The following is a 26,797-nucleotide window of genomic DNA, read 5'->3' as shown; positions in this document are numbered from 1 at the left end:
ATCAAGCACCGGTGCATTTGGTGCAGTTGTATCAACAGTATACGTTTGAGTATCTGTTACAGTGCTGCTGTTGCCTGCTGCATCGGTGAACGTGACTGTTGCATCAATGGTTTTATCACCATCTGCCAACAAGTCACTGCCTGCAACCACTGCACTCCACGTGCCTGCTGCTGCATCTACTGTCGCAGTATAAGTCACACCATTGATCAACAAGGTAACCACTGTGGTCGCCGCATCCGCTGGCACACCTGTCAAGGTTCCAGTTAATGTTACATTGCCCGTTGATTCTGCCGCATTGATGACGTTATCTGCAGTCACAGGGTCTATGTTTAGTGTTGTACCTGAAACATCTGGGCCAACTGTATCAACTGTTTCTGTGCCTGGTGCAGATGGATTACCTGCTGGGTCTGTTGCTACAGCTGTTACTGTACTGCCATTCGGTAAATTGCCTGGATTTGGTGTGGTCCACCCCCCTGTGGTTGGATCTGTTGGAACCTGAACCGTACTACCATCTGGGAAGGTGACTGTCACTGTCGAACCAGGTTCTGCCGTACCTGTAATTGGATCGGTCGCATTGATTGGATCAAGCACCGGTGCATTTGGTGCAGTTGTATCAACAGTATACGTTTGAGTATCTGTTACAGTGCTGCTGTTGCCTGCTGCATCGGTGAACGTGACTGTTGCATCAATGGTTTTATCACCATCTGCCAGTAAACCACCACCTAGTACACTCACACTCCAAGTACCATTCGCTGAATTGACTGTTGCTGTATAGGTCACACCATTCACAACAACGGTTACGACAGTGGTCGCGGCATCTGCTGGCACACCTGTCAAGGTTCCAGTTAAGATTACATTGCCTGATGATTCTGCCGCATTGATGACGTTATCTGCAGTCACAGGGTCTATGTTTAGTGTTGTACCTGAAACATCTGGGCCAACTGTATCAATAACTTCAGTACCAGGTACTGATGGATTACCCGCTGGATCTGTCGCAACCGCAGTGACTGTACCACCATTCGGTAAATTGCCTGGATTTGGTGTGGTCCATACCCCTGTGGTTGGATCTGTTGGAACCTGAACCGTACTACCATCTGGGAAGGTCACAGTAACCGTCGAACCTGGTTCTGCGGTCCCTGTAATTGGATCTGTGCCATTGATTGGATTAAGCTCTGGTGCATTTGGTGCAGTTGTATCAACGGTATACGTTTGGGTATCTGTTACAGTGCTGCTGTTGCCAGCTGCATCTGTGAACTTAACATTCGCATCAATCGTTTTATCGCCATCTGCCAATAAACCACTACCTGGTACACTCACACTCCAAGTACCATTCGCTGAATTGACTGTTGCTGTATAGGTCACACCATTGACTACAACGGTCACTACAGTGGTCGCAGCATCTGCTGGCACACCTGTCAAGGTTCCAGTTAAGGTTACATTGCCCGCTGATTCTGCCGCATTGATGACGTTATCTGCAGTCACAGGGTCTATGTTTAGTGTTGTACCTGAAACATCTGGGCCGACTGTATCAATAACTTCTGTACCAGGTACCGATGGATTACCCGCTGGATCTGTCGCAACCGCAGTGACTGTACCACCATTTGGTAAACTGCCTGGATTTGGTGTAGTCCATACCCCAGTCGTTGGATCTGTTGGAACCTGAACTGTACTACCATCTGGGAAGGTCACAGTAACTGTCGAACCTGGTTCTGCTGTACCACTGATTGGGTCGGTCGCATTGATTGGATCAAGCACCGGTGCATTTGGTGCAGTTGTATCAACAGTATACGTTTGAGTATCTGTTACAGTGCTGCTGTTGCCTGCTGCATCGGTGAACTTAACATTCGCATCAATCGTTTTATCACCATCTGCCAGTAAACCGCTGCCTGGTACACTCACACTCCACGTACCATTCGCTGAATTGACTGTTGCTGTATAGCTCACACCATTGACTACAACTGTCACTACAGTGGTCGCAGCATCTGCTGGCACGCCTGTCAAGGTTCCAGTTAAGGTTACATTGCCTGATGATTCTGCCGCATTCAAAACATTGTCTGCAGTGACTGGATCAATATTAAATTTTACGCCATCCGTATTTGGTGGTGTGGTATCTGTATTGTTGTCGTTATTGCCCCCACCTCCACCGCCGCCACTTGCTGCTGCGGCTATCCCGCCAATCGCAAGTACAGGTAAAGCCCACAACCATGGACTAAAACCACTCGATGCTTCACCTGCATAAAGTAATGGTTCTACTGCCTGAATTGGCTGTAATGTTGCTGCTTCAACAGGTGCCGCCGCCGCTTCGGGTACTACCGCTGGTGTTTCTTCTAAAAAAACAGCCCCTTCATGATCATCATCATCCGAGTCAGCATCTGCATCTGCGTCCGCATCGGCATCAGCGTCCGCATCACTTTCCATATCCTTAAAGTGCGCCCAGACTAATTGATTATCATCACCCTGCAGTACAAGGCTGTTATCTGCTACCTCACTATTATTAAAGAAATTATGAATAACGATTGTTTCGCCATTTTTTAATACTACAACTGCATTTACACCATCTCTCTTAACAACTGAAATATCACTTGCAGAGACCTTAATTAATACAACTGAAGGTTCAGAGGGTAATGTGGCTGTTTTTCCCGTCGTATTTACAAGGGTTTGATGACTTTCCTTGGAAATAATTTGTATTTGAGACATGGTTATATTCCTCATTATAAATTTTTAATATTTAATCAATTCTTAATGACATTATTAACTTAAGTTTAAATTATTGTTTCTAAGTGATAGAGTTCACAGCACCACTTTAAATCAAACCAAATAAATGTTAAATAGCTCACAAAATAAAAAAGTAAAATAACATTGAAACACTTCTTAACAAATGCATAAAATACTGATTAAAAAGAAAATAAAATAATAAAACTTTTCCAAACTAAAATTAAAATTACACTTTTAAACAAATAGAGCAAAAAAACATTTAAATTCCAAAAAGGTATTTAAATAATAGTTAAAAGACTATTAAAATATATTATCAAAATAAAATTAATATAAATAATATTTAAAAAATTCTTAAAAGACACTTAAATATATTTTAGACATAAAACAAAAAAGCCTTTTCTAAAAAGGCTTTTTTAACAAAAAACAAAAATATGCAATTAAAAATTCTCAGGATTCTCTAATCGCTTAACTTCTTCTCTCTTATTTGGATGATGCATGGTTGCTACACCGTCTTCAGTTTTCTGGTCCAATAAAATCTCAGGATTAAAAATAGTAATCGTTTCACGCCCCTGACTATCCTCACCTACAATATATTTAAAACCACGGCGATTCATCTTATTACACAGACGTTGATAGAAGCCTTTCAATCCTTGGGTCTCTTCACTCGGGTTGTAATAAAACGCATTCATCACAGCAGGTAAGCCTAAACCACAGACTACGCCGGACAGCAATACACTAATAAAGGTATAACCAATTAGGATGCTACTGTACTGACTTAATTCAGGAATATTCGCCACCGCAAGGATCAATGCCAATGAAATTCCCCCACGCACACCGCCCCATGAGAGTATCGCTAAACTACCGTTATAGCTTTTATTACGGAATGATGGAAATAAGGCAAAAGCTGCAAAGTTCGCAGCAAAGCGTGATAAATGTAGAATAATAAAGGCAATGATGCCGCCAATAATCAAATTGGCACTTAAATCAAGAATAAACAGCTCTAAACCGATCAAAGTGAATAGGAAAGAGTTAATAATCCCCTCAACCGTATGCCAAAAATGATTGACCTCACGGATTTCTCGTTGCTCACGAATTTCCTGCCATTTATTTCCAACGATCAGTCCGCCAATCACGCAGGCAATTGGTGCAGAGGCATGTGCAAATAAAGCCACTAGATATGAGCCACTGGCAAGTAAGGCGGTAGTTAAAATCAGAGATTCCATCTCATGTTTACCACGGAGTAAACGTAAGATCGCAAAACCAAATGCAAAACCGATAATTACTGCAACGAAGATTTCATATAATAAGGTTTCAACTGTTGCCAATAATGAAAAATGCTCTCCTTGTAAAACCTTTAAAAGCGTCATAAATAAGGCAATACACATTGCATCATTAAATAATGACTCACCCTCCAACTTAACAATAAGATGATGCGGTGCCCGAATAGAACTGAGCACGCCTTTAACGCCAATTGGATCTGTTGCACCAAGAGCCGCACCTAATAAGAGTAAAACACCAATTGGGACAGGATAACCAACCAACCATTGAAATAAGTATAATAAACCTGCATAAAATCCTGCACATAACACCAGTGCAATCGTGGCTAAAATACTAATTGGCTTCCAATGATTCCTTAAATCTGAAATTTTAAATTTGAGTGCTGATGAGGTCAATATGAAACAAATCACACCATTAATTAGAAAATCATAAAAATCAATACTTCTTACAGCTGCTTCAATATTATGAATATTGATCGTAATAAACTGATTACCATTTAATAGACTTGCCCCCCACTGTAAGATAAAGACAAAAATAGCTGAAACAATAGGAACGCCAATCGCCTGAGGAAAACCCAATATTCGTTTATTAAAAATGGTTGTCGCAATGGATAAGGCAAAAACAACCGTCAATGCTTGTAAAAGAAAAAAGTTACCCATACGACCTCTTTATTTATTCAATTTTAATGACATAGATGCTATTTAAATTTTAAAACTTCAATAAATCATAAAATTTAAGATTCTGCGATTGAATAAAGAACGATGGCCTATGTTGTAATTCATTCATCTTATTATTTAGTTTTTATTAACAAATGGTTTAAGCACAACAATAAACCAGTCATCCTCAATTCAGCATAGACGTTATTATTTTACGTTAATTCTTCTTCTGATTCGTATATCTTCCGTATAAAAATCAAGGAGCAAAGCTCCTTTTTTCACCCTACTTAAAAGTATTACACTGATTCACATCACCCGATTTCAAACCGATCTGGAACCACTGCATCCGCTGTTCACTGGTACCATGAGTAAAACTATCTGGCACAACTTGTCCAGTCGCACGGCGTTGTAAGTAGTCATCACCAATTTTTTCGGCTGCATCCATTGCTTCTTCAATATCGCCTTGTTCAAGGAATTGCGTACGTTTTTGATTCTGATGTGCCCAAATGCCTGCAAAGCAATCTGCCTGTAATTCTAAGCGTACAGAGAGTTGATTGCCTTGTGCTTGACTCGCCTGTGCACGTGCTTGTTGCACCTGACCTGAAATACCTAATAGGTTCTGAATATGGTGTCCAACTTCATGCGCAATTACATAAGCCTGAGCAAAATCCCCTGCCTGATCTTGACGAGAAAGTTCGGTTTGGTTTTGTTCTCCAGAAATACCCATTTGCTGGCGCATCTCTTTAAAGAATGAGGTATCAATATAAACTTTCTGATCAGCAGGACAGTAAAAAGGTCCCATCGCAGCCTGTGCGGTACCACAACCTGAACGAACCACACCACTGAATAATACAAGCCGTGGCGGCTTGTAAGCCATCCCCAGCTGCTGAAAGATTGGTGTCCACGTATCTTCTGTATCTGCCAACACAGTTCCAACAAAATCACTGGCCTCTTTTTGATCAGGTGTTAAGCTTTGCGGTGCACTGCCTTGCTGTGAAGACTGAGCATTGGTGACTGCTTGAGTTGCTTGATAAGCTTGCTGAGGGTCAACCCCAAAAAATTTCCAAGCCACAAAGGCCACCACTAAACCGATAATACTAATTCCACCTGCTTTCGCACCGCCACCACCGCGACGGTCTTCAACATTGGTACTGACTCGACGACCTTTCCAACGCATAACTACCTCACATAATTCTGATGATGACGACCTAGGTTTAAGTAGATGTTTTGGCTTTCGACCAAACCTTCTGAATGAGTGTAACAATGATCAGAACAACAGCGCCTGCAAGCAAACCAATGCCTAAGTTAATCAAGGTTGGTGTTAACGCACCAATGATTGAACCGACATTTGGAATGAGCTCTAAATGATCAACCGTTTCTTCAGTAAAATGATGCAATAAAGGAATGGTATGCGAAATAATACCCCCACCTACTAAAAACATTGCAATCGTTCCAACAATTGAAAGTGTTTTCATTAAAATTGGAGCAAAAGCAAGCAAACCACGACCGATTTTATTTTTTAATTCAGAAGCTTGTTGTGTAAGATATAAACCTAAATCGTCAATTTTTACAATCATTGCAACTAGGCCATACACCCCGACAGTCATGACGATTGCAATAATACTTAATACTGTCACTTTAGTCATAAATGCAGCTGTTGCAACTGTACCTAACGAAATCACCACAATTTCAGCGGAAAGAATGAAGTCGGTTCGAATCGCTCCCTTTACTTTTTCCTTTTCAAATTTGGCCAAATCGACTTCGACTTGTTGTAAGTTTTCACTGGCCTCCTCTGCTGTTTTGGCTTTTTTATGAAACAGCATGTGCACAACCTTCTCTACCCCTTCATAACAGAGGAATAGACCTCCGATCATAAGCAACGGATTAATCAACCAAGGCGCAACAACACTAATCAAAAGGGCCAATGGAACGAGAATTAATTTATTAACAAATGAACCTTTTGCAACACTCCAGACCACAGGTAATTCTCGATCTGAACGCACACCACTGACTTGTTGGGCGTTAAGTGCTAAGTCATCACCTAAAACCCCTGCGGTTTTTTTGGCTGCCATTTTACTCATGACTGCAACATCGTCTAAAATCGTTGCAATATCATCTAGTAATAGTAATAAACCACTCGCCATTTTTATTTCCTGATTTGTATTTATTGAACCATTGTAGAATTACACAGTGAAATCACAATATGATTTTAAGAAAAAGTTAAAATTATCGCTGACGAAAAAAATTTATTTCTCGTACAATAATATCAATCTTATATCTATGAAATTACTGAATCTTGGAACATATCATGAGTAATATTGATCAACGTCCCATCATTTTGACAGGCGACCGTCCAACGGGACAACTCCACCTTGGACATTTTGTCGGTTCATTACGTTCTCGTGTAGGTCTACAAGATAGTCATCATCAACATCTGTTATTGGCAGATGCGCAAGCAATGACAGACAATGCTGATAATCCAGATAAAGTTCGCAATAACATCCTGCAAGTTGCACTCGATTATCTTGCTGTCGGGATTGACCCAAGCAAAACCACAATTTGTGTACAGTCTTGCTTACCTGCGCTGAATGAATTGACCATGATTTACCTCAATTACGTGACTGTTGCACGTTTAGAGCGTAACCCTACTGTAAAAGCTGAAATTCAATTACGCAATTTTGAGCGTGATATTCCAGCAGGCTTTCTGTGTTACCCAATTGCACAAGCAGCAGACATTACTGCATTTAAAGCGACTGTAGTTCCTGTTGGTGAAGATCAACTGCCAATGATTGAACAAACCAACGAAGTAGTACGTCGTATTAATCGTCAAATTGGTCATGATCTATTACCAGAATGTAAAGCCCTGTTGTCAAATATGGCACGCTTACCTGGTTTTGATGGCAAAGCGAAGATGTCGAAATCTTTGGGCAATACCATTGTGTTGAATGCTACGGATAAAGACATCAAAAAAGCTGTCAATGCAATGTATACCGATCCGAACCATCTTCGCATTGAAGACCCAGGTCAGGTTGAAGGCAACATCGTATTTACCTATCTTGATGCTTTCGATCCAAACAAAGAAGAAGTGGAAGAATTAAAAGCACATTATCGTCGTGGTGGCCTCGGTGATGGTACTGTGAAAAAGCGTTTAGAAGGTGTTTTGCAAGAGTTGATTGCACCGATTCGTGACCGTCGTGCTGAGCTGGAAAAAGATCCAGATTACATTATGGATGTATTGAAACAAGGTACCGAAAAGTGCCGTATCATTACTCAACAAACACTGGATGAAGTGAAAGCGGGAATTGGATTATTTAAATTCTAATTTACGTTACTTTTCACATAAAAAGCCCTTGATTGGGCTTTTTATGTTTTAACCATTTGATTTAAGTTTAATTTTAGAACTCTTCCAAACAATCAAAAACTAACAATTATCGTCACTTCTTAACATCTATTAACAGTAGTTAACATGAATACCGATGAACTTAGTCAGGTTTTTGAATACTATGGCGTTGTAGGTTAGTTAGCACTAATCTCATGACATTTCTCCTTTCAACCGAAACTGTTTTAAACAGATTCGTTGTTCAACGCATTGATCACCCCAATCATTGCGTTTTTTTTCGTCTGCAAGAATGTGGTCAATTTAGGTTGAAATTTAGGCGCATTGGCTTTACTCTTATAACTGTTTTATTTTTATAAAAAATTTATTAATTAACGCTAAAAGAAATAAGAGTAATTGCGATGATCTGGGATCTTTTAACACATCCTTCTAACCTTGTTTTTAGCATTGCTTTAATGCTATGCCTGTTTATTGGCCTACTCGAATTCATTCTATTATTATTCGGTGGTAGTTCTAGCTTTTTGGAACAGTTTTTACCTGATAGTCTGAGCGAGATTGATCATGCAGATATCTCTGTAGAACAATCTGATTCTGTTTTGACCCAGTTTTTAGAATGGCTGTATTTGGGTAAAGTCCCTTTACTGATCTGGCTGATCATCTTCTTAACAGTCTATGCACTCACAGGTTTAATCATCCAAGACTTGTTCTATCAATTTACTGAACATTATCTTTCTGCGTGGATCATTGCCCCTGCCTGCTTATTTCTGTGTATGCCACTGGTACGTTACAGCGCTGCATTGATTGCCAAAATTATTCCTAAAGATGAAAGCACAGCAATTCAAGCAGACGATCTAATTGGCAGAACAGCACATATCATTTTAGGGGATGCTAAACCCAACTCCCCTGCACAAGCCAAAGTTAAAGACCAATTTGGCCAAACCCATTACGTCTTGGTTGAACCCGAACTTGATCTGGTTTTCCATCAAGGACAAGACGTGATTTTAACGCAAAGAACCAGAATTGGATTCCAAGCGATTGCTGCTTAATTTTTTATATTTATGACTATATGAGGGTGTTTACATGTTGAATTCAGCATTGACTGAAATTTTAATTATTACTGGTGTTATTTTTGCAGCGCTGATTTTTATTGGCATTATTATCGCCCGTCTCTATACCCGTTCAAGTAAAGAAGTTTCTTTTGTTCGTACTGGTTTTGGTGGTGAAAAAGTCATTTTAAATGGCGGTGCTATTGTTCTCCCCGTCTTACATGAAATTATTCCTGTCAACATGAACACTTTACGTTTAGAGGTAAAACGTGCCGCAGACCAAGCACTGATTACTCGAGACCGTATGCGTGTTGATGTGATGGCCGAGTTCTATGTTCGTGTCAAACCGATTGCTGAATCAATTGCAACCGCAGCCCAAACCTTGGGGCGTAAAACCATGTCCCCACCAGAACTTAAAGATCTGGTTGAAGGTAAACACACTACACTAAAAACATGGAATAAGTTAATTAAGTTGTTGTTTAACAACATATTTTATAAAAATTATTTTAAATCTATTTTTTTGCATTAAATATGGAATGAAACTCCTTTTTCATTCCATATAGTTAAAAATAATACCTATTATCACAAGGTTTTTTTCATACTACGAATATCTACGCTATACAGAAAGCACTTTTCCTTCATCTAGGTCAATTTCATTTGGTAATGCATTTTCACCACTTTGATTTACTCTTTAATCAAATACTAGGAAAACCATTCTATATAAGTAAAAAATTCTATAAAATATAATAAAAAACAAATGAAAATTCCATATTTTACCTTGACCAATCCTAAAAGTTCAGCAATGGTAATCCACCTATAAATAACCGAAGTTACAAATAAAGGTTCAGCAGCAATTAGAGATGTCTTCCTTAATTTTTTAATACGGGCTTTCGTAATTGGGTAATCCCCGATAATTATCAATGAGGAGTTTTTTCTAAATCATTAAAATTATGAGAAATATTTTTAAATAAAAAATTCCATGTTTATTGAAAACTACCTAAAAAATTTCATTTTTTGTTCATAAAAATATTAAATATATTTCCCCCTAGCATTTCTGTAAGCATAAGCTGAAGCACATACCTCTATTGCTTAATTTATTTTAAGTTTTCAGTGATGCAAATGCTCTTGTGACTTTATAATCACTAAATGAACAAGCCTACGCCTAAAATTTATAGTACTATACTTTTTAACAAATTAAGTTAGGTGATATCTGTGACAAGATCACTAGAAAGTCAAATAAGTGATGCACTAATTGAAATATGTCATAACAGTAATAAAGAGTTTACTGGCTTAGGAATCATATTTTATAAAAGTTTAAATAATCTTCCATATTTAACTTTACATGAAAAGAAATTACCTTCTGAATTATGCTTCAGTGATCTAATTAAAACCCTTTTAAAGATTTCTGATTACTCATCACCTTATCATGATGGTTTTCACTTTATAGATGTTCAAACTATGGAAATAACGCATATTTCACAATATATATCCCCATCAGTAGAGTTGATAAATGATCTGGGTTTAGAGGCTATCATACCTTGCGGTGCTCGTGAAATGACTGCTTTTCTTACTTCGAAAATAAATGGGATTTTATATGTTGGATTAATTAGCTCAGATAAAATCATTAAGATATTTAAAAATGGTATTGATATATATAAACAGGTGAAAGTGTGAGTTTTATTGTCTTAAAATTTAGTGAATTACAGAAGATAATCTATTTTTTTTTATTTATAGCTTTTATAATCTTTTTGTTAATACAAGGTATAAATTTACTGGGATGGTTAAAGCTCTCTATAATTCAATCAATAACACCTTCTATTTCTTTAGCTTTAATTGTTTTAGGATTTTTACTTAGATCAGTAACAATTCAGCATGAACGATTAGCTAATTTCATTGGTAAACCAATAGTACATGGCTTATGGAAAGGATCCTTGATCAGTAATTACAAAAACTCTGAAGGTTACCAGATTCCTCCTATTGAGATTTATTTTTATGTTAAACAAACTTTTTTAATAACTACCATAAAATCTTTCACCTCTAATCAAAAATCTGAATCAGTAATTACTGCTTTATCCCAAAATAAAGATACAGATACCACTACTTTTCTTTACACTTATAAGTTCTATAGAACTAGAAATAGTGAAAATAAAGTAACTTTTGGTAGTGGCGATTTAAACTTAACGGATAATGGAAAAATATTAACAGGGATATATTGGACTAATTCAAATACATGTGGTGAAATTGTATTAAATTTAATTGACAGAAAATGTAAAAATATCGACTCATTTGCTATGGCTCAATATCATTTCAGTGAAATTGAAAAAGCTATGTAATTGTAGAAGCATCTAAAACTGTATAATTATTTGCTCCTTCATAAACGGCTAACCAATCTCGGTTGAAATCAATCATGCTTAAAATTAGGAATAAAAATGGCTGCACTCCCATTTGCCTTTCCATTTTTAAAGAGAGCTTTTTCCAACTACATAGATCTATTACAGAGGGACTGGGTTTTCTTTCTGGATGAGAATGCCATTCACCTAAATATTGCATAGTACCTTTTGATTTTGTGTGCCAATTTTTAACAATTTTTTGATGAGATGGATCTTGTCTAATAAATTTATCTCTAGATGAAATATCTTTTTTATTCGGAATTGTCACATCTTTTATCCAAAATCCATTATTTCCATATACTTCTCCTATCAAAACACCACCAGATTCAGGCATATAATGCTCAACCTGTCTAAATGCGTTTAATCTTGATAAGACATCTAAATTAATGCGTATATAGAAATTATCTTTTTTATCTGAAAGTGTGACATATCCAACTTCCATAGTTTTAGCCACTCGTAACTGAAGGTAATACTTTAGCTGCCTGAGAGCTAGTTAAAGTTTGTTTAAAAGTATCTTCTTCGGAAAAAGGCTGTTTAGATGTAATAACATAATCCTCATTATTTGGATAGCGTGCTCCAAATGCATCTATATGGGAACTTAAACAATGTTTTTTTTCAGTTGTTGATAACCCATCTTGTATAAAGTTAAAAAATTGAGTTGCTTTATTAGAACAATACATACGGTTTTCAGGTTTAATTCTATTAAAGTCTTCATTTTCATGATCAGGAATTCCATTTTCAAAAACAGATTCTTTTAAACGATTTGGTAGAGCATGTAAAATATTTAGCAAAGCTAGATCGTCGCGCCCTTCAAGAAATTTATAATTTTGACAAGCAATAACCATTAACAAAATTGAACTAGGTCCACCACCTTTTTCCCAGTGATAATCTCTCCAAGCTTTAAGATATCTGCAAATAAATCGGAGTTGGCTACCTTTATCCTCTTGTTCAGATAGAAAATTTAAAAACCATTGTCTTACTTGTTCACAATCACTTTCTCTATAGCCACCATCTCGTTGTGCCATAGTAATTCGCTTAATATTTTCAAGATCAATATGGTCTTTAAATTTTTCTTCATATAGTAAACCATAGCTTTCAAATTTAAAGGTTTCATTTAAAAGATTTGAATCCATTGCTAAGGAATCGTATAAATTATAATCTTCGAGGCCGAGACTTAAACTACCTTTACGAAGACCAACTTGAAGTTCACTATATTCTTCAAGCGAATCAAACATCTCTTTAGGTACAATGTATACGGGCACATCCAAATGAGTGAACGAGTTCACCAATAACCGAATACAGTTTATATTATCTTCAGTATCTAATTTCCAATTTTGTTCAACCGCTAAGTCTTTTAAAAGATCCTCTACTTTTAAAAAGTAGCTTTTTAAAGTTTCTTTTGAATACTCGGCACACTCATCAAAAACTTCAGCAGACAGGTATACACCGTAATCAAGATCAAGTTCTTGTCCCTTATGAGCGGGCAGGTTACATAAGCCATAGGCCCACGAACCTTGAATACGAAATTTAGGATTTGGTCCTTCTGAGTTATAGTCATCAATGAAAGATCTTAAACCTGTTTTTAAGCAGGCTCTAATTTTTTTTCGGCATTCATTTAATTCTTTAATAGTGTCTTCAGTTGGAATTAATGTACGTAGAAAGCCATCTTCCTTTGCACGATAACTTCTATGAACATTAAAAACTATATTATTTGTCATTAAGCATTCTCTTGTAAAAAGTATTTAGAATATAAAAAAGCAAACCCATAGTGCTTATCAAAATTATCAATAACATACTATGCCATTAGTAATTAAAAATATTCTATGACTGATCTAACTTATAAGTTAGGATAGTATATCAAGATTTCAAGAGTTCTCGTGATTTTTATTTGCATATTAAACAATTAGCCTGTTTAAAAACTTCATTCTCAAGTTCATCATTGCGAGATGCTAGTGATGTTGGTGCATAGCTAGTAAAATAATTATTATTTAAATTATTAGCTTTCCAAGCTAAAAGAATTTCAATTGCTAAACCGACTACATTCAAACTAGAACTGACGGAATATGGGGTATAATTTGAACAGGGTCTACTTACCCTAATAGTTGTTTCCCTACTTGTATCTTTTAGTGGATAATAAGATTTAGGATCGTTATCCCAAAGTGTAGTTAAGCAGTGATGGCATCCACCATTATTTGATAGAGTTTTGCTGTCATTCCAAAAAGCTTGAACACATTCACCATTAGCAAAGATCCATAAATGAAGTATAGGAATCTGTTTTTCACTGGGTTGCTCATTTACAATTTCGTTTAGATATTGTGCTACTTCAAATTTTCCTGTTGCATCAATAATTAAATCAAAATCATCAAAAAAGACCTTTTCAAAACTTTTAATATCAAAATTTTCGATATTGATATTTAATTTTTCATTAATTAAATATTTTTTATAATTTATTTCTAAGTGAGTTTTTAGGGCTTTTGCTTTATTTAAACCTAAATAGGAACTACCTAAGAAATGGCGACCCAAATTATCAGGTTTTAGATCGTCAGAATCAACTAAAGTTAATTGAGATCTTTCTCCATTCATTGCCCCTACCTTAAAAAGGGTATCAACAAGATACCCACCTATAGAACCACAGCCCACCTGTAAGATTTTTAACTCTTTAAGACTTTTTTTATACGTTAAATCTTGAAGATTTCTGTTTACCATGTGATTAAGATCAATTGGAATTCCACAACTAAATCCTAAATCTTGAGTACCATTGAATTGCATTTTTTTAAAGTCTTTTAAACTCATCATTCTGTTAATAGTTGATGAATCAAGTTTAATAGAGAAATATAAAATAGCTCCATTATAGTAAAAGCCAAAGAAAAAATGCTTTTTAAATTCTTTAAATTTTTTTAGAGCTTCTAATAGAACATTATAGGCTGAGATATCCCATTTTTTAATCCAAATAAAAAAATGATTTAAAGAGATAACTGTAAAATCAGGCTTTAAAAAAATGCTTAATGCTGGAACTTGACTGTCACTTGGAATATAAACAAATTTACCGTTTAGTCTTAAGTTGTTTTCATTACCAATTATATTAAAATCAATAACCTTCTTATGTTCACTAGGAAGCAGTCCAAAACTTCTAACACTTAAAGTACTTTTTTGTCTATTGGATAAGCATATCCACATAGGTTCTATTTCATTATTCAAGTTTTTTTTCAATGCAGTTGAATCTATAACCTCAATTAATGTTTTCTTAGTTTGACTAAGAATAAATTTTATTAATTCTTTAGAATTATATCTTGGAATTGTAATATCATCTGCAAATGCATAACATATTGTATGAAGTTGTTTTTCTTGAATCTTTAGATCAGTCTTTGGAGTAATGTGTGGTACTGGGAGTTTGAGAATGCTATCAATTGGTGAAATTAGATAAACAGACGGTAGAGAGATAAGTGTTAGATCATATATACAAATAAGTATATCAAAGCTATAGAGATTATCTTGAAATGATAATTCAATCTTGCCTATATGAAATATTTCCTCCCCATCGAATAGAGAAGTCATGCTATAAATTTCATTTTTGTATGTCAATTTATCTAATGATAATCGACGAAAATCATTTACATGTAATTCATCAATTAATTGCTGTCTTCTTAAAGAATCAAACATAAATTTTCCACCTAAATTCGCAACAGCAACGTGCTTAATTTCGTTTTATATATCAGTTTATAATAGACCTCTTGCGAAAGTATGGCTTTTATCTAATTTCTCATTAGCTAAACCCTTATAAAATATAGCTGACTGCTGTTTAAATTTTGACTAACGCAAAAAGTCTAATGATAGATCAGGTTATAAAATTAATTAGTTGCTAGAGTTCCTCTTTTAAAAGGTTTAGCTTTATCTTTAAAAAATAATTTTAAGTTTTCTTCCTGTGCAAACTTTTCAGTTGCTATTTGTTTTCCACTTCCAATCAAATGTTTTAGGCTGTCGGTCGAAGCATTATCAAGAGTGATATCTTTTGATGCTTCATTTGGGATTGTGCCATCTACTTCAATAAAGTTAATTTTCTCTAATCCATATGGTCTAAATTCTCTAATTAACATGAATCGATGAAGATTCTGGTTAGCCGTCATTGTACTTAAAACTAGTCTCTCGCCAATGCCCCATAGCCCTAAATATCCTTTATGACTCTTTTTCCCAAGTAATTTTGGTCTTAAACAATAATGTTCATTTAATGTTCCAACATTCAAAATTTTTACATCTTCTATTTTTGTATCTGGAAAATCACTTTTCATATTATGTAATACTTCTTTAAAACCAATAAAACTTGGATTATTGGCAACAAGCCCACCATCTGCGAAGTATGCTTCTTTATCTGCACAATAATGCGGACTAAAATATGTAGGAGCAGCAGAAGTAGCCATTGCAGCATCTATCAACTTTAGCACCCCATCTCTTGAAAAGGATGGGTCGTGAGGTGTCTTGAAGAAAAATGGATTTCCACTAGATAAATTTACCGTTGGAATCATAACCCGACGATCTAGATCATTGAAAACTTTATTTTCGTCAATCATGCTAATAATTGTTTTGTATAGAGGGACACTGCTATAAATAGGGGAGAAAGGCAATAGAAATTTCTTTAAAATATATCTATAAGTTGGAAAAATCTTAGAAGCATTTTCCTTAAACACTGATTCTAATTCTCTTGCACTTTTCCCAGAAGCTAAACCTAATGCAAGAATTCCCCCAATCGAAGTTCCTGTGATTAAATCAAAATAATCGCCAATTTTTACATTTTCGATATTTTCCTGTGACTCAATTATTCTTTCAATTTCTGCTAAAAAGCTAATTGTAAATGCCCCCCTAACTCCTCCGCCATTGAGGCTAAGGACTTTTACAATACGTTCATTGTTATCTGAATTCATTAATAATTACTCATTTTTTGTGTTTGTTAATTAATTGTGTCAGTAATTTAATTTTCAACCTTAAAACTAATAATATTTTTTGCATATCTTTGATATCAAATTTTAGCTTAATAAAGTTTTCAGCAAATTCTTCTGCTAATTCAGTACACATCACCAAATTTGGTAAATATTGCTTTTAATTTCACCTGTAATCATTAGATGACTCTCAAATTTATTTGAGGTCTATTGTGTTAGATTTAGTGTGAAAAATCTATGGGAAAAGAAAGGGATGCGACAAAAGTTGGCGAGATATTGACATTAATTATTTTGTAGAATGTTTATGATCCGTATAGTCTATTTGTACCTCACAGAAAACTCCATTTTCATTCACTTTAAAATACCGAATTGGTTTTTGCTCCAACTCTGCAATTACTCTGAGATCTTCAACCATTTGCTTACCTAATTCATTTTTTTCTTCTTCTGAAACAATAGTTTTTGACATATTAAAATCCTTACTTCTTCACTAGATATCAAATCAATTTTGAAAATATGTAGGTGATACTCAAATACAAAAAAATAAATTTTACGGTTCCTCAATTTTTGAGATACAAGCTATAAGTCTTTTTAATACTCTAATTTCTAACTGAAGACTCTTCAAATGCGTTTGTGCATCAAATACACAACTAGAGATTTTATCAACTATGATTGGATATAGGTGCATATATTTAGCTAATATCTCCATCTCTAGTTTTACATTATCCACCTCTTCCCCAAGTCGAGTGTAATTTTCATATAGTTGCTCATGAATTGAAGATGGAGTAGTTTTATTGGCTAAATAATCAAGCAAATCAAAGCGTCTATACAATGATGTATATTTATAAGTACATGTCGATGTATCAACTGCTATAAAACCACATTCTTGTAGTTCCCTAACAATTTGATAAATTTTTTGATAGAATTTTTTAGCCTTAAATTCTGGATAGGCCTCAATAAACATCTTTCTGATATCTTTAAATTCTTTTGCTTTAAAAGCTATTGTTGCCAAGAATTTGACCACATACTCCTTAAGAGTTTGATTTACATACATACAAATTTACCACATCACCATGAACTACCATAAATATCCTATTTTGGGATATTTGTAGTAATAGTACAACATCTTGAGCTATGAGCTCAATACACGATCCTCGGTATAGAAAACTGATACAAAAACTTATCGCTATACGTGAGTCAAGAAAAATTACTCAGGTAGAATTAGCTACGTCTTTAGAAAAAAATCAATCCTACATTGCTAAAGTTGAAAACTATGATAGGAGAATTGATATCTTAGAATTGTATGACTGGTTAACAGCTTTAAATGTATCGATTGAAAACTTTCTAGAAGAAATTTTTCAATAAATTATTTTTTTACAAATTCAATAGCATCTTTATTTTCCGAAATTTCTTTTTTAGTTAAAGCTAATTGATAGATGACTGAAGCTAATTGTCTACTTAAAGATTCAATTTCTGTTTTAAGTTTTTCATTCTCAATCATTAATTCTTTATATTCTAAATTCTTGGAGCGTATAATTTCTCGAGTATCCATTCCAGAATTTAAATTTTGTTTATTTCTTTTACGTTCAGCTTCAAGAATATCCTGCTTCAAAGCCACAATTTCTTCTGTATTTCCCTTAATTGCTCCTCGTTTACGATTAGCTTCTAAAGCTACAGTATCAAAATTAATTTTATAACTTCCAGTAATAATAGTACCTTCATTTCTAATAAGGCGAGCTAATGCATCTCTATAACCCTGAATGAAATCTTTACGTTTACGCATTATCAACCTCGCAAAAAATATTTCTCTTATTTAAAACTTTATCAATTGCAACAATTTCAGAATGTAATTGAAGCGCAAAATGACTATCTTCATCAAATAGCTTAATTTGTTTATAAAAATTTTCTTTAGCAACAGTAAGGGCTTTAACAGATCTTTCAGAAAAAATTGCATCATTACAACTAATACAAGCAGTTACACTTAAGGGAGTAATTTTGTCACAAATCCCTTTTCTATTACATCCGCCTAAAGCAGTTCTTTTATAGAATAATTTTCCATTTTTAATATCTTTTAGAGCTGCTTTACTATCAGTAAGAAACATAGGAACTATAGGATAATTTTTTGAATTTTGCAGACGAATACCACTTGCACCAAATAAAGGCTCAGTTGTATTGATTACATCTTCTAAGAAACATTCATTGTTATATTTATGAATTTCGTTTTTATATGTTTGAACTAAAGTATCCTCTGCAATAAAGTTAGGAGAAAACTCACTTTGATTTCCATAATAGTACGTCAAATCACAAGTCAGATGTTTAAGCTGGGCTTTTAAAGCTGGTGTTTGCACAAGAGTACTTCTAGCTGCATAAACTGTCAAAGTTCTCCTAAACTGATGAGTATTAATAGGAAACCCCCCACCCAATTGAACATTATAGTATTCAAGTTCATCTGATGTAGCTGTTAATTTCAACTCATCAAGATCATTTTCATTAACAATAAAATCAAAATTAAAATATTCAAATGCTTCTTCTAATCTTACTCTAGCTTTAAGAGGAAAATCATATAAGGCTGAATTTAATTTATCACCTCTTCCTAAAAATAATGGAAATTCGCAAGAATCCTCCCTTTTAAAGGAAGAATCATAACCAATTATCTTATTGATATTTTTAAGAATATTGATAGCCTTTTTAACAGCAGAACTCGTTATCCATGTGGCCTTCATAGGCCCATTATTAGTTTCCTTATTTGTATAACTGTTGAGAATATAAATAACTCTATCATTTTTTTTAATTTCAATAAGGCAATTTTCAGGAGCATTAAAAATTTCACCTGCACGCATCCCAGTAAACATCAATATTCTAGATAAAGCTATATCTGACAAAAGATTGAGATAATGGAGAACATCAATCTTTGTCAAAAGATTATATTTATTAGCTAAAATTTCAAATTTCTTAACTTCGTTTTTATGATTGTACTTAACATTTTTTGAACGATAATAAATTTTGCCATCAATTTCTTCGATAACTTTTGATCTTTTCTTAGCAAAAGCATCAATAGCTTTACAATGCAATAAATATTCATCAAATATTATTTCAGACTGATTATATATATGCGAATATAATCTTGTAGGTATTACTAAGTGTTGATTGCTAACCCCTAGTGGTTTTGAATCTAATAGACTACTTAATTTATTAAATTGATTAGCGCTGAGAGTGAAATTATGATTTACATATATATTAGAAAATGAAGATATTTTTTTAAAAAATGAAAGCAACAACTTAATTTGTTGTCTACTCTTATCAGCCACTCCTATTTGAATTAATTTAAATAATTCTTCATTTAAATATAAATTAGATAAAGTAGAATTCATCTTACATGCAGCTTCAATTACATATCTAATTCGACCATAATCATCTAAAAGCTGATTTATTTTATTAGAATTTGATCCTGTATAAGCATACAATAACCCATATGCAATAATTTTAGCTTCAAAAACTAAATTATCCTGAATTTTCTTATCATTATTCTTAATAAAATTAAAATTAACAGTTTTACGTCTATTGATTTGAGAAATCTGATATGAAAAGTCCCAAACCATATCAGAAAATATAGATTGAATTTCACCTTCTGAACCATATGAAATTGCTGTATTACTAATAGGATAGGCTACCACATACTTAACTTTTTTTGACTTATTAGTAGCTTCAAGACGCTGTAACATTATAAAACTCCCAAATCAACTAACATATTAAGATGATGATTCCAAAATTCATCTAAAACCCCTTCTTCTGTTTCACTAATTAAATTACTAATCATTTTTTCAGTATCTGGATACTTCGATACTATCAAATTAATTATTTCATCAATCCTATAGTTAATCTGAATAAGTTGATCGTCAGTTTTATTCAATTGAGAAATAATCATTTTAAATGAAAGTAACCTCCTTAAATCACTTTCGTCTGTAAAGATTGTATAGTTTTCACAGAAAAGGCAACTTTCAGAATTAGCACAATTAGGCGTAATAGATTCAGAATTAAAACCTTGCTTTAAACTAGGTTTAACATTTTTACAATATCCAATTGAATTTTTTGCCACTTCTTTTTCATTAATATTTACAGCGATACTATTCGTATCTATTCTCCCTTTATATATAGCTTTTTCTTGGACTTTATTAAAAAAATTACTGACTTCTTCCGCCATTACCTCAAATGAAACATCAATATAATTTTTAATAGCTATTTTTGTTGAGTTTCCTAGTTTACTTGCTACTAGGTTAGAATCATTAGTATTAGATGCAAAAAAATTTCCTACATTGTTCCTTAATTCACTATTTACAATGTGTCTTGATCCATAAATTCTACTTATTATTTTATAATATTCATAAATATACACATCATCAAATGGATGAACTTTAACTTCATCTGTTTGTACGATTACAAAAAAAAGTTTATTTTGCGTTTCTTTATCAAAATATTGATTTAACTCATGTTTTAAAAACTTAATAAAATTTAAGTATGATTTAAAATATTTTTGAAACTTTAACCCAAAAGAAATTGATTGCTCTTTATATTTAGCTCTAGCTTTAACTGCATATATTCTTCTCCCTTTTTCTTGACTAGTTAATATATTTCCTTCATCACGCAATTTGATTAAAACGCTAGAATTACAAGATGTAGCAGCTACAAAAGCTTGAGAAAAAGCAAATATAGCAATGCTGGCAAGTCTAAGTTTGAATTTAGAATCAGATAATTTTTCATTATTTATTTTTTTTATAAATTGCCATTTCCTACGTCCAGCATTATACAGAGAATTACCAGTTAGTATTTGATTTTTATTTTTGGACTTTATGATTTCTCCTATTAAATCAAGGCTTTTTAGATTATTATTCTTATCAAATAAAATTTTATATTTATCTTTATTATCTAATGTTGAATTTAAACTTGTATCAAATATCAAAAAATCATCTATTTTCTCAAAATTAACTACAAAAGGAAGATCCTCATTATTCATTAATTTTTTTGATATAGTTTCAAAAAGAATTATATTTTTTGATATATAGGTGCTTATTTCATCTTCACGTCCATTATTATAAAAAGGGCGATTTATATCACTATCCATTATTTTTGTAGCAATTTTTTCCAGCTCAAAAATACTAATCTCACAAGTATGAGATAAAAACAATGCACAACTATGCTGCAGTTGATATCCTCTTGCATTAGCGATTCCAACATTAATTCTATTAATTAAAAATTTTGTAAACTCTATATACATATACTTACAAGTATTGATATCTTCAAAATTAGATTTTTTAAAATTTTCATTAAAATACTCAATCACATGACCCAAATTCATTAAATCAGCAATTAAACTAGTATTACTTTTATGTCTATCTATAGTAGACAGTATAAATTTTTTTAGCCCTTTAATTCTTGAATAATTAATACTTTTTATATCAACTTTTGTCTCAACTTCAGTTCTATTTCTCCTTTTTTTTGATTCAAAACAATATGAACCGATATCTATATACTTATATCGATGTGAATTCTTCTTGATTAATAGAATTAGATTTGGAAATTGGTCTTCTGAAATATCATCTATAACTTCTAGACAATCTTTCTCAGTAATATCTACTATGAAAATAGATCTTCCTAGTTTAATTAGATTTCCATCACTTCCCACATTATGGTTTTTTTCATTTTTTACCAATTTAATCAACCTCAATCCACATATTTAAATAGTTCATTTTCTAATTTACTTTGTACACGCTGCCTTTCCTCTTTATTAAATTCATACTTCAAATATAAATCAGTAGTACTATCTGAATCGTGCCCCATCTTTATTCTAACTTTATTTTTAATTACATTTGGGCTATATCCAAACTCTTCTAACTTTCTCACAAGATTCATACCAAATGTTGCTCTTAAATCATGAAATCTAAAATCTTGGTAATCATGATAGTCCTTACATAACTTTTCAAGTACATCACTTAAATTTTTTCTTACAGAATTTCCTTTATAAATTATATATTTACCTAAATATTTATCATTATCTACTTGATATTTAACATCCAATTTTTCTCTTTTGCTTGTATAGTAAGGATTACCTTTTTTTGTAAGAAAAATATAATTATTATCACATTCACCATAAAAAGATTTTTTTGCTCTTTCTTTCCATTCTTCAGATCCAACATAATTATCAATTAATTTTTTTATCTTTATTGGTAATTCTAAATGATGAATTTTCCCATTTTTAGTATCTACCCCCATACCTTTACCCACAGTTAATTTATATATTTTTTTATCCGCCATTAAAGGTAAGTTTTTTAAATGCTTTACTCTTAATGTACATATAGTTTGGATTCTCGCTCCTGTAAATAAAGCTATATAAGTCATTAATTGTAATTCTCTAGTACCATATCTTTCTAAATATTCTAGATATAATAATTGCTCTCTCATACTCAATGGCCGTAAAGCACCATCATCATATATAAGATTTTCATCTCTTTTCGGAGATGAACCTACTATTGCATGGTCATGACTTTTTTTTTCAATTTCTTTCTCATAACCATCTGTGGTAACAATCGTAACTCGTATTAATCTTTCTTCATAAGGTACATAGTCAAAATCTTTGGCTGTTAAAAAGTTCTGCTCAATACAGGTTTTATAAAAATCAACCACTTTATTAATTCTTCTTTTTGCTGTATCAGGCCCAATGACTAAATTTTCTACTTGGTCACGTAAATATCTTTCATATTTAGTAGTTATTCTATTTGATCTAAATTTAGGTAAATCTAAAAAATGAGATTTTCTATCCTCAATGAATTTCAAATAATCAAGAAGGTCAGTAGCAAAATTATATAAAATTTCACCATCCAAATCTCTTATCTCTTCTAAGCAATACATAAGGTATACGGTTGCTATTTCCCAGACCTCACCAGAGCTTTGAATAATCATTGGAAAGTTGAATGTGAAAACATCCATATCTTTTTCATAATGATATTTTTTAAAACTTATATTTTCTTTTAGTGTGAGGTCATCTTGCTCTATAAGGACATTCTTATAAAACTTATTAACCTTCACAATTCTTGCTGAAGAATTTAATTCTGAGTGTCTTCCCATGCACTTAACTCAAGATAGGTTGAATTCAATATAGTCCAATTATGTATTTCATTCCATATATTTTAGTGTAGTATATTTACTCCATATTATTTAGTATAGTGTAGGTAAATTTGTCGATTCACTCCGTGCCGTGGCTGCGGAAATGGCGATGGAAGAACTACATGAGAAGCGTGTCGATTTCGTACAAAAAGTTCAACAAGTGGTCTCAGAAGATTTATCCAAAAATGGCTTAGAACTTGAAACCGTATCCTTAACGGGGCTAGATCAAACCAGTTTTAAATTCTTTAACCCACAAAATGCCTTCGATGCGGAAGGTTTAACTAAACTGACTGAAACCATTGAAGACCGTCGTAAAAAGCGTAATGACATTGAACAGGATGCGGACCTTGCCATTCGTGCCAAGAACTTGGAAGCAGAGCGCGCACGTCTAGAAATTTCACGTGAAGAAGAATATGCAAAGTTGCAACAAGAGCGTGAAATCTCGATTCGTAAAGCCGAACAAACCGCAGAAATCGCCTCTCAAGAAGCAGGTAAAAAACGTGAGGCTGAAGAAGCTCAAATTGCTGCTGAGCGTGAAGTGGAGCTAAAACGAATTGCTTCTGCTCGTGATGTAGAAAATGAAAATATCCAAAAAGCGCAGCTCATTCAGAAAGCGCAAGTTGAACAGAAGAAAACCATTGAACTGGCTGAGCAAGATCGTGCCATTGCGATTGCTGAAAAATCTCGTGCCGAATCTGAAGCCAAAGCGCAAGCAGACAAGGCCCGTGCCGAAGCGGTAAAAGCAGAGGAAGAAGTTGTGACTGTACGTGAAACACAACGTGCTGAGCGTCAAAAAGCAGTCGAGCTGGTTGCAGCTAAACAAACGGCAGAGAAAGAAGCCATTGCGATTACCGTAGCTGCTGATGCTGGTAAAAAAGCCGCTGCCGATGAAGCAGAAGCAGTGCGTATTGCAGCAGAAGCAGATGCTGAAAAGATTCGCTTAAAAGCCAAAGGTGAGGCGGATGCAAAAATCCTACTTGCTCAAGCGTTGGAAAAACAATATCAGGTTGATGCGGAAGGTGCTCGTGCCGTCAATGAAGCCGCCAATACTCTTTCTGCTGAACAGGTAGAAATGCAAGTGCGCTTGGCATTGTTAAAGCATTTACCAGAGATTATTCGTGAAAGTGTTAAACCAATGGAAAATATTGATGACATCAAGATTTTACAAGTGAATGGTTTAAGCAGCTTTGCGGGTGGTGGTACTGTCGGTAGTGATACAGTTGAAAATGGTCAAACCTCTTTATCTGATCAAGTGGTGAATAGTGCCCTACGTTACCGTTCACAAGCGCCACTCATTGATAGTTTAATGAATGAACTTGGCCTACAAGGTGGCGATATCAATGGTTTAACGCAAGGGTTAAAACCTAAAAACGAAATCTAGAGATAAGATCAATAATTTTATTGCTAAAAAGCTTTAAGCTATTTCAAAAATCGGTTGCATGACAACCGATTTTTTTCATTTTTATAAACAGAATTAGCTTATCACATATGCAAAAATTCAAATGATCTTCATGTCATCATTCATTCACTTAGGCTTCTCATACTGCAAAAACTCCACCTCACCAAATAAATGAGATGCCAATATGTCGCAGTTTATTCAAAGTCGCCGTCGTTTTTTATTGAATAGTGGAAAACTTGCCCTTGGGATTGCATCACTCCCAACCCTCTCTGCGTGTGGTCTGAGTGACAATAAAACACCTGCGATTATTATCCCCGACCATGTCAGGCCTAAATTCCCGTCAGGTATTCAAATCGGTGATGTTTATTATGGCAATGCTACAATTTGGGCTCAAACAGATCGTGCAGCAAAACTAAGGGTGGAATATGATTTCACCGATAGTTTTAAACAACCTAAAATTGTCTCTGGAGCAATCGTCACAAATGCCAGCGATTTTACTGGTCGCGTTAACCTCACCGGCTTACCAGAGAATCAACATGTATTTTTACGTGTCACCTTTGAAGATGCCACTCAAAATGGTGTGATCAGCCATGCTTATACAGGTAGCTTTCGCACAGCTCCCTCAGCTCAAACATCCATTCGTTTTGTTTGGGGTGGTGATGTTGTTGGGCAAGGTTGGGGAATTAATCCAGATATTGGTGGAATGAAAATTTGGGAAACAATGCGCCAACGTCAACCCAATTTTTTTATTCATAGCGGTGACACTATTTATGCTGATAGCCCTGTTTCCCCATCTGTTACTTTAAAACCAGAACAATCTTTAAAACCAGATGAACTACGGGTTTGGAATAATATCGTCACGGAAGAAGTCAGCAAGGTTGCTGAAAGCCTCAAAGAGTTTCGAGGGCGTTACCGTTATAATTTTATGGATGAAAACTTACGTAGATTTGCCGCTGAAGTTCCACAAATGTGGCAATGGGATGATCATGAGATCACCAATAATTGGTCTGCCAGCAAAGATCTAAGTGCCAATCCTGCATATACCGAAAAAAATATCAACACATTGCTCAAGCGTGGCAAACAAGCATTTTTAGAATACTCCCCTATGCGCTGGACAACTGAAGCACAGGATGAACAACGTATTTATCGTAAAATCAGTTATGGTCCATTGCTAGATGTCTTTGTGCTAGACATGCGCTCATATCGAGGTGCAAACAGCACCAATTTACAAAGCTCACTGGGTGCGGACACCGCTTTTATGGGGGCAGAACAAGTCAACTGGTTAGTCAATGAATTGTCGATGTCAAAAGCCGTATGGAAAGTGATTGCTGCCGATATGCCAATTGGCTTAAATGTACAAGATAATTTTGGCGCGCCAGATGGCATTGCTAAAACTTGGGAAGCTATCGCGAATGGTAACAATGGGGCACCACTCGGCCGTGAGCTGGAAATTGCTGATTTACTCAGCCGCATTAAAACAGTGAAAAATATTGTATGGTTAACAGCAGATGTACATTATTGTGCTGCACATTATTATGATAATACTCATGCGAAATTCACAGATTTTTCGCCATTCTGGGAGTTCGTTGCAGGCCCTTTAAATGCAGGAACATTTGGCCCAAATGAGATGGATGCAACTTTTGGCGGTCAAGTCGTCTTCGCAAAAACACCACCTAAAGGCAAAGCCAACCTATCGCCTTTGGATGGTTATCAATTCTTTGGTGAAGTAAATATTGATCCTAACAACAAATCTTTTAAGGTCGAGTTTTTTGATTTAAATGGAATATCTCAATACAATATTGAACTACCAGCAGAGCTGAGTTAATTTATAACCGTAAACCTTAATCAGCTGATCAAAGCCATGGTTATAAAAAACCCCAATGTCTCCAT

General features: G+C 34.3%; 20 protein-coding genes and 2 pseudogenes. 8 read left to right on the top strand and 14 right to left on the bottom strand.

Annotated features, from left to right (window positions below):
• The 4 genes from A7P55_RS05145 to A7P55_RS05130 all read right to left on the bottom strand — a co-directional run.
• The coding region (locus A7P55_RS05145) for an Ig-like domain-containing protein (protein ID WP_252727821.1) at positions 1-2,697 on the bottom strand (2,697 nt) is incomplete at its 3' end.
• A gap of 455 nt (positions 2,698-3,152) precedes the next feature.
• The gene (locus A7P55_RS05140) at positions 3,153-4,652 is read right to left on the bottom strand and encodes a cation:proton antiporter (protein WP_171551334.1); all 1,500 of its coding nucleotides are present in this window, start codon (positions 4,650-4,652) and stop codon (positions 3,153-3,155) included.
• A 280-nt stretch (positions 4,653-4,932) separates the two neighbouring features.
• Positions 4,933-5,826, bottom strand: coding sequence for a neutral zinc metallopeptidase (locus A7P55_RS05135; protein WP_171551333.1), 894 nt, complete (start codon positions 5,824-5,826; stop codon positions 4,933-4,935).
• A gap of 37 nt (positions 5,827-5,863) precedes the next feature.
• Positions 5,864-6,793, bottom strand: a complete 930-nt coding sequence (locus A7P55_RS05130; protein ID WP_171551332.1) for a DUF808 domain-containing protein — start codon at positions 6,791-6,793, stop codon at positions 5,864-5,866.
• Between the two features lie 164 nt (positions 6,794-6,957).
• Here A7P55_RS05130 and trpS point away from each other — a divergent pair, with 164 nt between their 5' ends.
• From trpS to A7P55_RS05105, 5 genes and pseudogenes are all read left to right on the top strand, one after another.
• Positions 6,958-7,971: a tryptophan--tRNA ligase gene (gene trpS / locus A7P55_RS05125; protein WP_171551331.1), complete on the top strand. Its 1,014-nt coding sequence runs from the start codon at positions 6,958-6,960 to the stop codon at positions 7,969-7,971.
• A 416-nt stretch (positions 7,972-8,387) separates the two neighbouring features.
• Positions 8,388-9,032, top strand: coding sequence for a YqiJ family protein (locus tag A7P55_RS05120; protein WP_171551330.1), 645 nt, complete (start codon positions 8,388-8,390; stop codon positions 9,030-9,032).
• A gap of 34 nt (positions 9,033-9,066) precedes the next feature.
• Positions 9,067-9,468: pseudogene (locus A7P55_RS05115) on the top strand (SPFH domain-containing protein); the annotation flags it as partial.
• 776 nt (positions 9,469-10,244) lie between these two features.
• Positions 10,245-10,706, top strand: a complete 462-nt coding sequence (locus A7P55_RS05110) for a hypothetical protein (protein WP_171551329.1) — start codon at positions 10,245-10,247, stop codon at positions 10,704-10,706.
• On the top strand, positions 10,703-11,365 hold the full coding sequence (locus tag A7P55_RS05105; RefSeq protein WP_171551328.1) for a hypothetical protein: 663 nt from the start codon (positions 10,703-10,705) through the stop codon (positions 11,363-11,365). Before A7P55_RS05110 ends, A7P55_RS05105 begins: the two co-directional genes overlap by 4 nt.
• On the opposite strand, the gene A7P55_RS05100 is transcribed toward A7P55_RS05105, so the two are convergent.
• From A7P55_RS05100 to A7P55_RS05075, 6 genes are all read right to left on the bottom strand, one after another.
• The gene (locus A7P55_RS05100) at positions 11,358-11,864 is read right to left on the bottom strand and encodes a Mov34/MPN/PAD-1 family protein (protein WP_171551327.1); all 507 of its coding nucleotides are present in this window, start codon (positions 11,862-11,864) and stop codon (positions 11,358-11,360) included. The genes A7P55_RS05105 and A7P55_RS05100 overlap by 8 nt on opposite strands.
• 4 nt (positions 11,865-11,868) lie before the next feature.
• A complete protein-coding gene (locus A7P55_RS05095) occupies positions 11,869-13,140 on the bottom strand; it encodes a cyclic GMP-AMP synthase DncV-like nucleotidyltransferase (protein ID WP_171551326.1) in 1,272 nt (423 codons plus the stop codon).
• A gap of 166 nt (positions 13,141-13,306) precedes the next feature.
• Positions 13,307-15,082 (bottom strand): ThiF family adenylyltransferase, encoded by a 1,776-nt coding sequence (locus A7P55_RS05090; protein ID WP_171551325.1) that lies wholly within the window; start codon positions 15,080-15,082, stop codon positions 13,307-13,309.
• A gap of 188 nt (positions 15,083-15,270) precedes the next feature.
• Positions 15,271-16,338, bottom strand: a complete 1,068-nt coding sequence (locus A7P55_RS05085) for a CBASS cGAMP-activated phospholipase (protein ID WP_171551324.1) — start codon at positions 16,336-16,338, stop codon at positions 15,271-15,273.
• Between the two features lie 301 nt (positions 16,339-16,639).
• The gene (locus A7P55_RS05080; RefSeq protein ID WP_171551323.1) at positions 16,640-16,819 is read right to left on the bottom strand and encodes a hypothetical protein; all 180 of its coding nucleotides are present in this window, start codon (positions 16,817-16,819) and stop codon (positions 16,640-16,642) included.
• Positions 16,820-16,900: 81 nt separating this feature from the next.
• The gene (locus tag A7P55_RS05075) at positions 16,901-17,404 is read right to left on the bottom strand and encodes a hypothetical protein (protein ID WP_171551322.1); all 504 of its coding nucleotides are present in this window, start codon (positions 17,402-17,404) and stop codon (positions 16,901-16,903) included.
• An 80-nt stretch (positions 17,405-17,484) separates the two neighbouring features.
• Between A7P55_RS05075 and A7P55_RS05070 the strand changes: the two genes are divergently transcribed.
• Complete coding sequence (locus A7P55_RS05070) at positions 17,485-17,715, top strand: helix-turn-helix transcriptional regulator (RefSeq protein ID WP_171551321.1); 231 nt, start codon at positions 17,485-17,487, stop codon at positions 17,713-17,715.
• Position 17,716: 1 nt separating this feature from the next.
• Here the strand turns inward: A7P55_RS05070 and A7P55_RS05065 are convergent, their stop codons facing one another.
• The 4 genes from A7P55_RS05065 to A7P55_RS05050 are packed head-to-tail and all read right to left on the bottom strand — an operon-like array spanning position 17,717 to position 23,469.
• Complete coding sequence (locus tag A7P55_RS05065; RefSeq protein WP_171551320.1) at positions 17,717-18,133, bottom strand: hypothetical protein; 417 nt, start codon at positions 18,131-18,133, stop codon at positions 17,717-17,719.
• On the bottom strand, positions 18,126-20,072 hold the full coding sequence (locus tag A7P55_RS05060) for a hypothetical protein (RefSeq protein WP_171551319.1): 1,947 nt from the start codon (positions 20,070-20,072) through the stop codon (positions 18,126-18,128). Before A7P55_RS05060 ends, A7P55_RS05065 begins: the two co-directional genes overlap by 8 nt.
• Positions 20,072-22,057, bottom strand: coding sequence for a hypothetical protein (locus tag A7P55_RS05055; RefSeq protein WP_171551318.1), 1,986 nt, complete (start codon positions 22,055-22,057; stop codon positions 20,072-20,074). The genes A7P55_RS05060 and A7P55_RS05055 overlap by 1 nt, the downstream gene beginning before the upstream one ends.
• Before the next feature lie 11 nt (positions 22,058-22,068).
• On the bottom strand, positions 22,069-23,469 hold the full coding sequence (locus A7P55_RS05050; RefSeq protein WP_171551317.1) for a site-specific integrase: 1,401 nt from the start codon (positions 23,467-23,469) through the stop codon (positions 22,069-22,071).
• A 103-nt stretch (positions 23,470-23,572) separates the two neighbouring features.
• Between A7P55_RS05050 and A7P55_RS05045 the strand changes: the two are divergent.
• Positions 23,573-24,889, top strand: a pseudogene (locus tag A7P55_RS05045) (flotillin domain-containing protein); the annotation flags it as partial.
• Positions 24,890-25,091: 202 nt separating this feature from the next.
• Positions 25,092-26,732 (top strand): alkaline phosphatase D family protein, encoded by a 1,641-nt coding sequence (locus A7P55_RS05040; RefSeq protein WP_171551316.1) that lies wholly within the window; start codon positions 25,092-25,094, stop codon positions 26,730-26,732.
• Positions 26,733-26,797 lie beyond the last annotated feature (65 nt).

This window comes from Acinetobacter sp. Ac_5812, assembly GCF_013072695.1.
GTDB lineage: Bacteria > Pseudomonadota > Gammaproteobacteria > Pseudomonadales > Moraxellaceae > Acinetobacter.
Note: the sequence above shows the minus strand (reverse complement) of the source record. Positions and strands in the feature narration are given on the sequence as shown.

Bases quoted from the DNA above. Each gene is read 5' to 3' on its own strand.
- A7P55_RS05140 (WP_171551334.1), bottom strand. From the start codon at position 4,652: ATGGGTAACTTTTTTCTTTTACAAGCATTGACGGTTGTTTTTGCCTTA.
- A7P55_RS05120 (WP_171551330.1), top strand. From the start codon at position 8,388: ATGATCTGGGATCTTTTAACACATCCTTCTAACCTTGTTTTTAGCATT.
- A7P55_RS05080 (WP_171551323.1), bottom strand. From the start codon at position 16,819: ATGTCAAAAACTATTGTTTCAGAAGAAGAAAAAAATGAATTAGGTAAG.
- A7P55_RS05135 (WP_171551333.1), bottom strand. From the start codon at position 5,826: ATGCGTTGGAAAGGTCGTCGAGTCAGTACCAATGTTGAAGACCGTCGC.
- A7P55_RS05050 (WP_171551317.1), bottom strand. From the start codon at position 23,469: ATGGGAAGACACTCAGAATTAAATTCTTCAGCAAGAATTGTGAAGGTT.
- A7P55_RS05075 (WP_171551322.1), bottom strand. From the start codon at position 17,404: ATGTATGTAAATCAAACTCTTAAGGAGTATGTGGTCAAATTCTTGGCA.
- trpS (WP_171551331.1), top strand. From the start codon at position 6,958: ATGAGTAATATTGATCAACGTCCCATCATTTTGACAGGCGACCGTCCA.
- A7P55_RS05060 (WP_171551319.1), bottom strand. From the start codon at position 20,072: ATGTTACAGCGTCTTGAAGCTACTAATAAGTCAAAAAAAGTTAAGTAT.
- A7P55_RS05100 (WP_171551327.1), bottom strand. From the start codon at position 11,864: ATGGAAGTTGGATATGTCACACTTTCAGATAAAAAAGATAATTTCTAT.
- A7P55_RS05090 (WP_171551325.1), bottom strand. From the start codon at position 15,082: ATGTTTGATTCTTTAAGAAGACAGCAATTAATTGATGAATTACATGTA.
- A7P55_RS05070 (WP_171551321.1), top strand. From the start codon at position 17,485: ATGAGCTCAATACACGATCCTCGGTATAGAAAACTGATACAAAAACTT.
- A7P55_RS05040 (WP_171551316.1), top strand. From the start codon at position 25,092: ATGTCGCAGTTTATTCAAAGTCGCCGTCGTTTTTTATTGAATAGTGGA.
- A7P55_RS05065 (WP_171551320.1), bottom strand. From the start codon at position 18,133: ATGCGTAAACGTAAAGATTTCATTCAGGGTTATAGAGATGCATTAGCT.
- A7P55_RS05130 (WP_171551332.1), bottom strand. From the start codon at position 6,793: ATGGCGAGTGGTTTATTACTATTACTAGATGATATTGCAACGATTTTA.
- A7P55_RS05095 (WP_171551326.1), bottom strand. From the start codon at position 13,140: ATGACAAATAATATAGTTTTTAATGTTCATAGAAGTTATCGTGCAAAG.
- A7P55_RS05085 (WP_171551324.1), bottom strand. From the start codon at position 16,338: ATGAATTCAGATAACAATGAACGTATTGTAAAAGTCCTTAGCCTCAAT.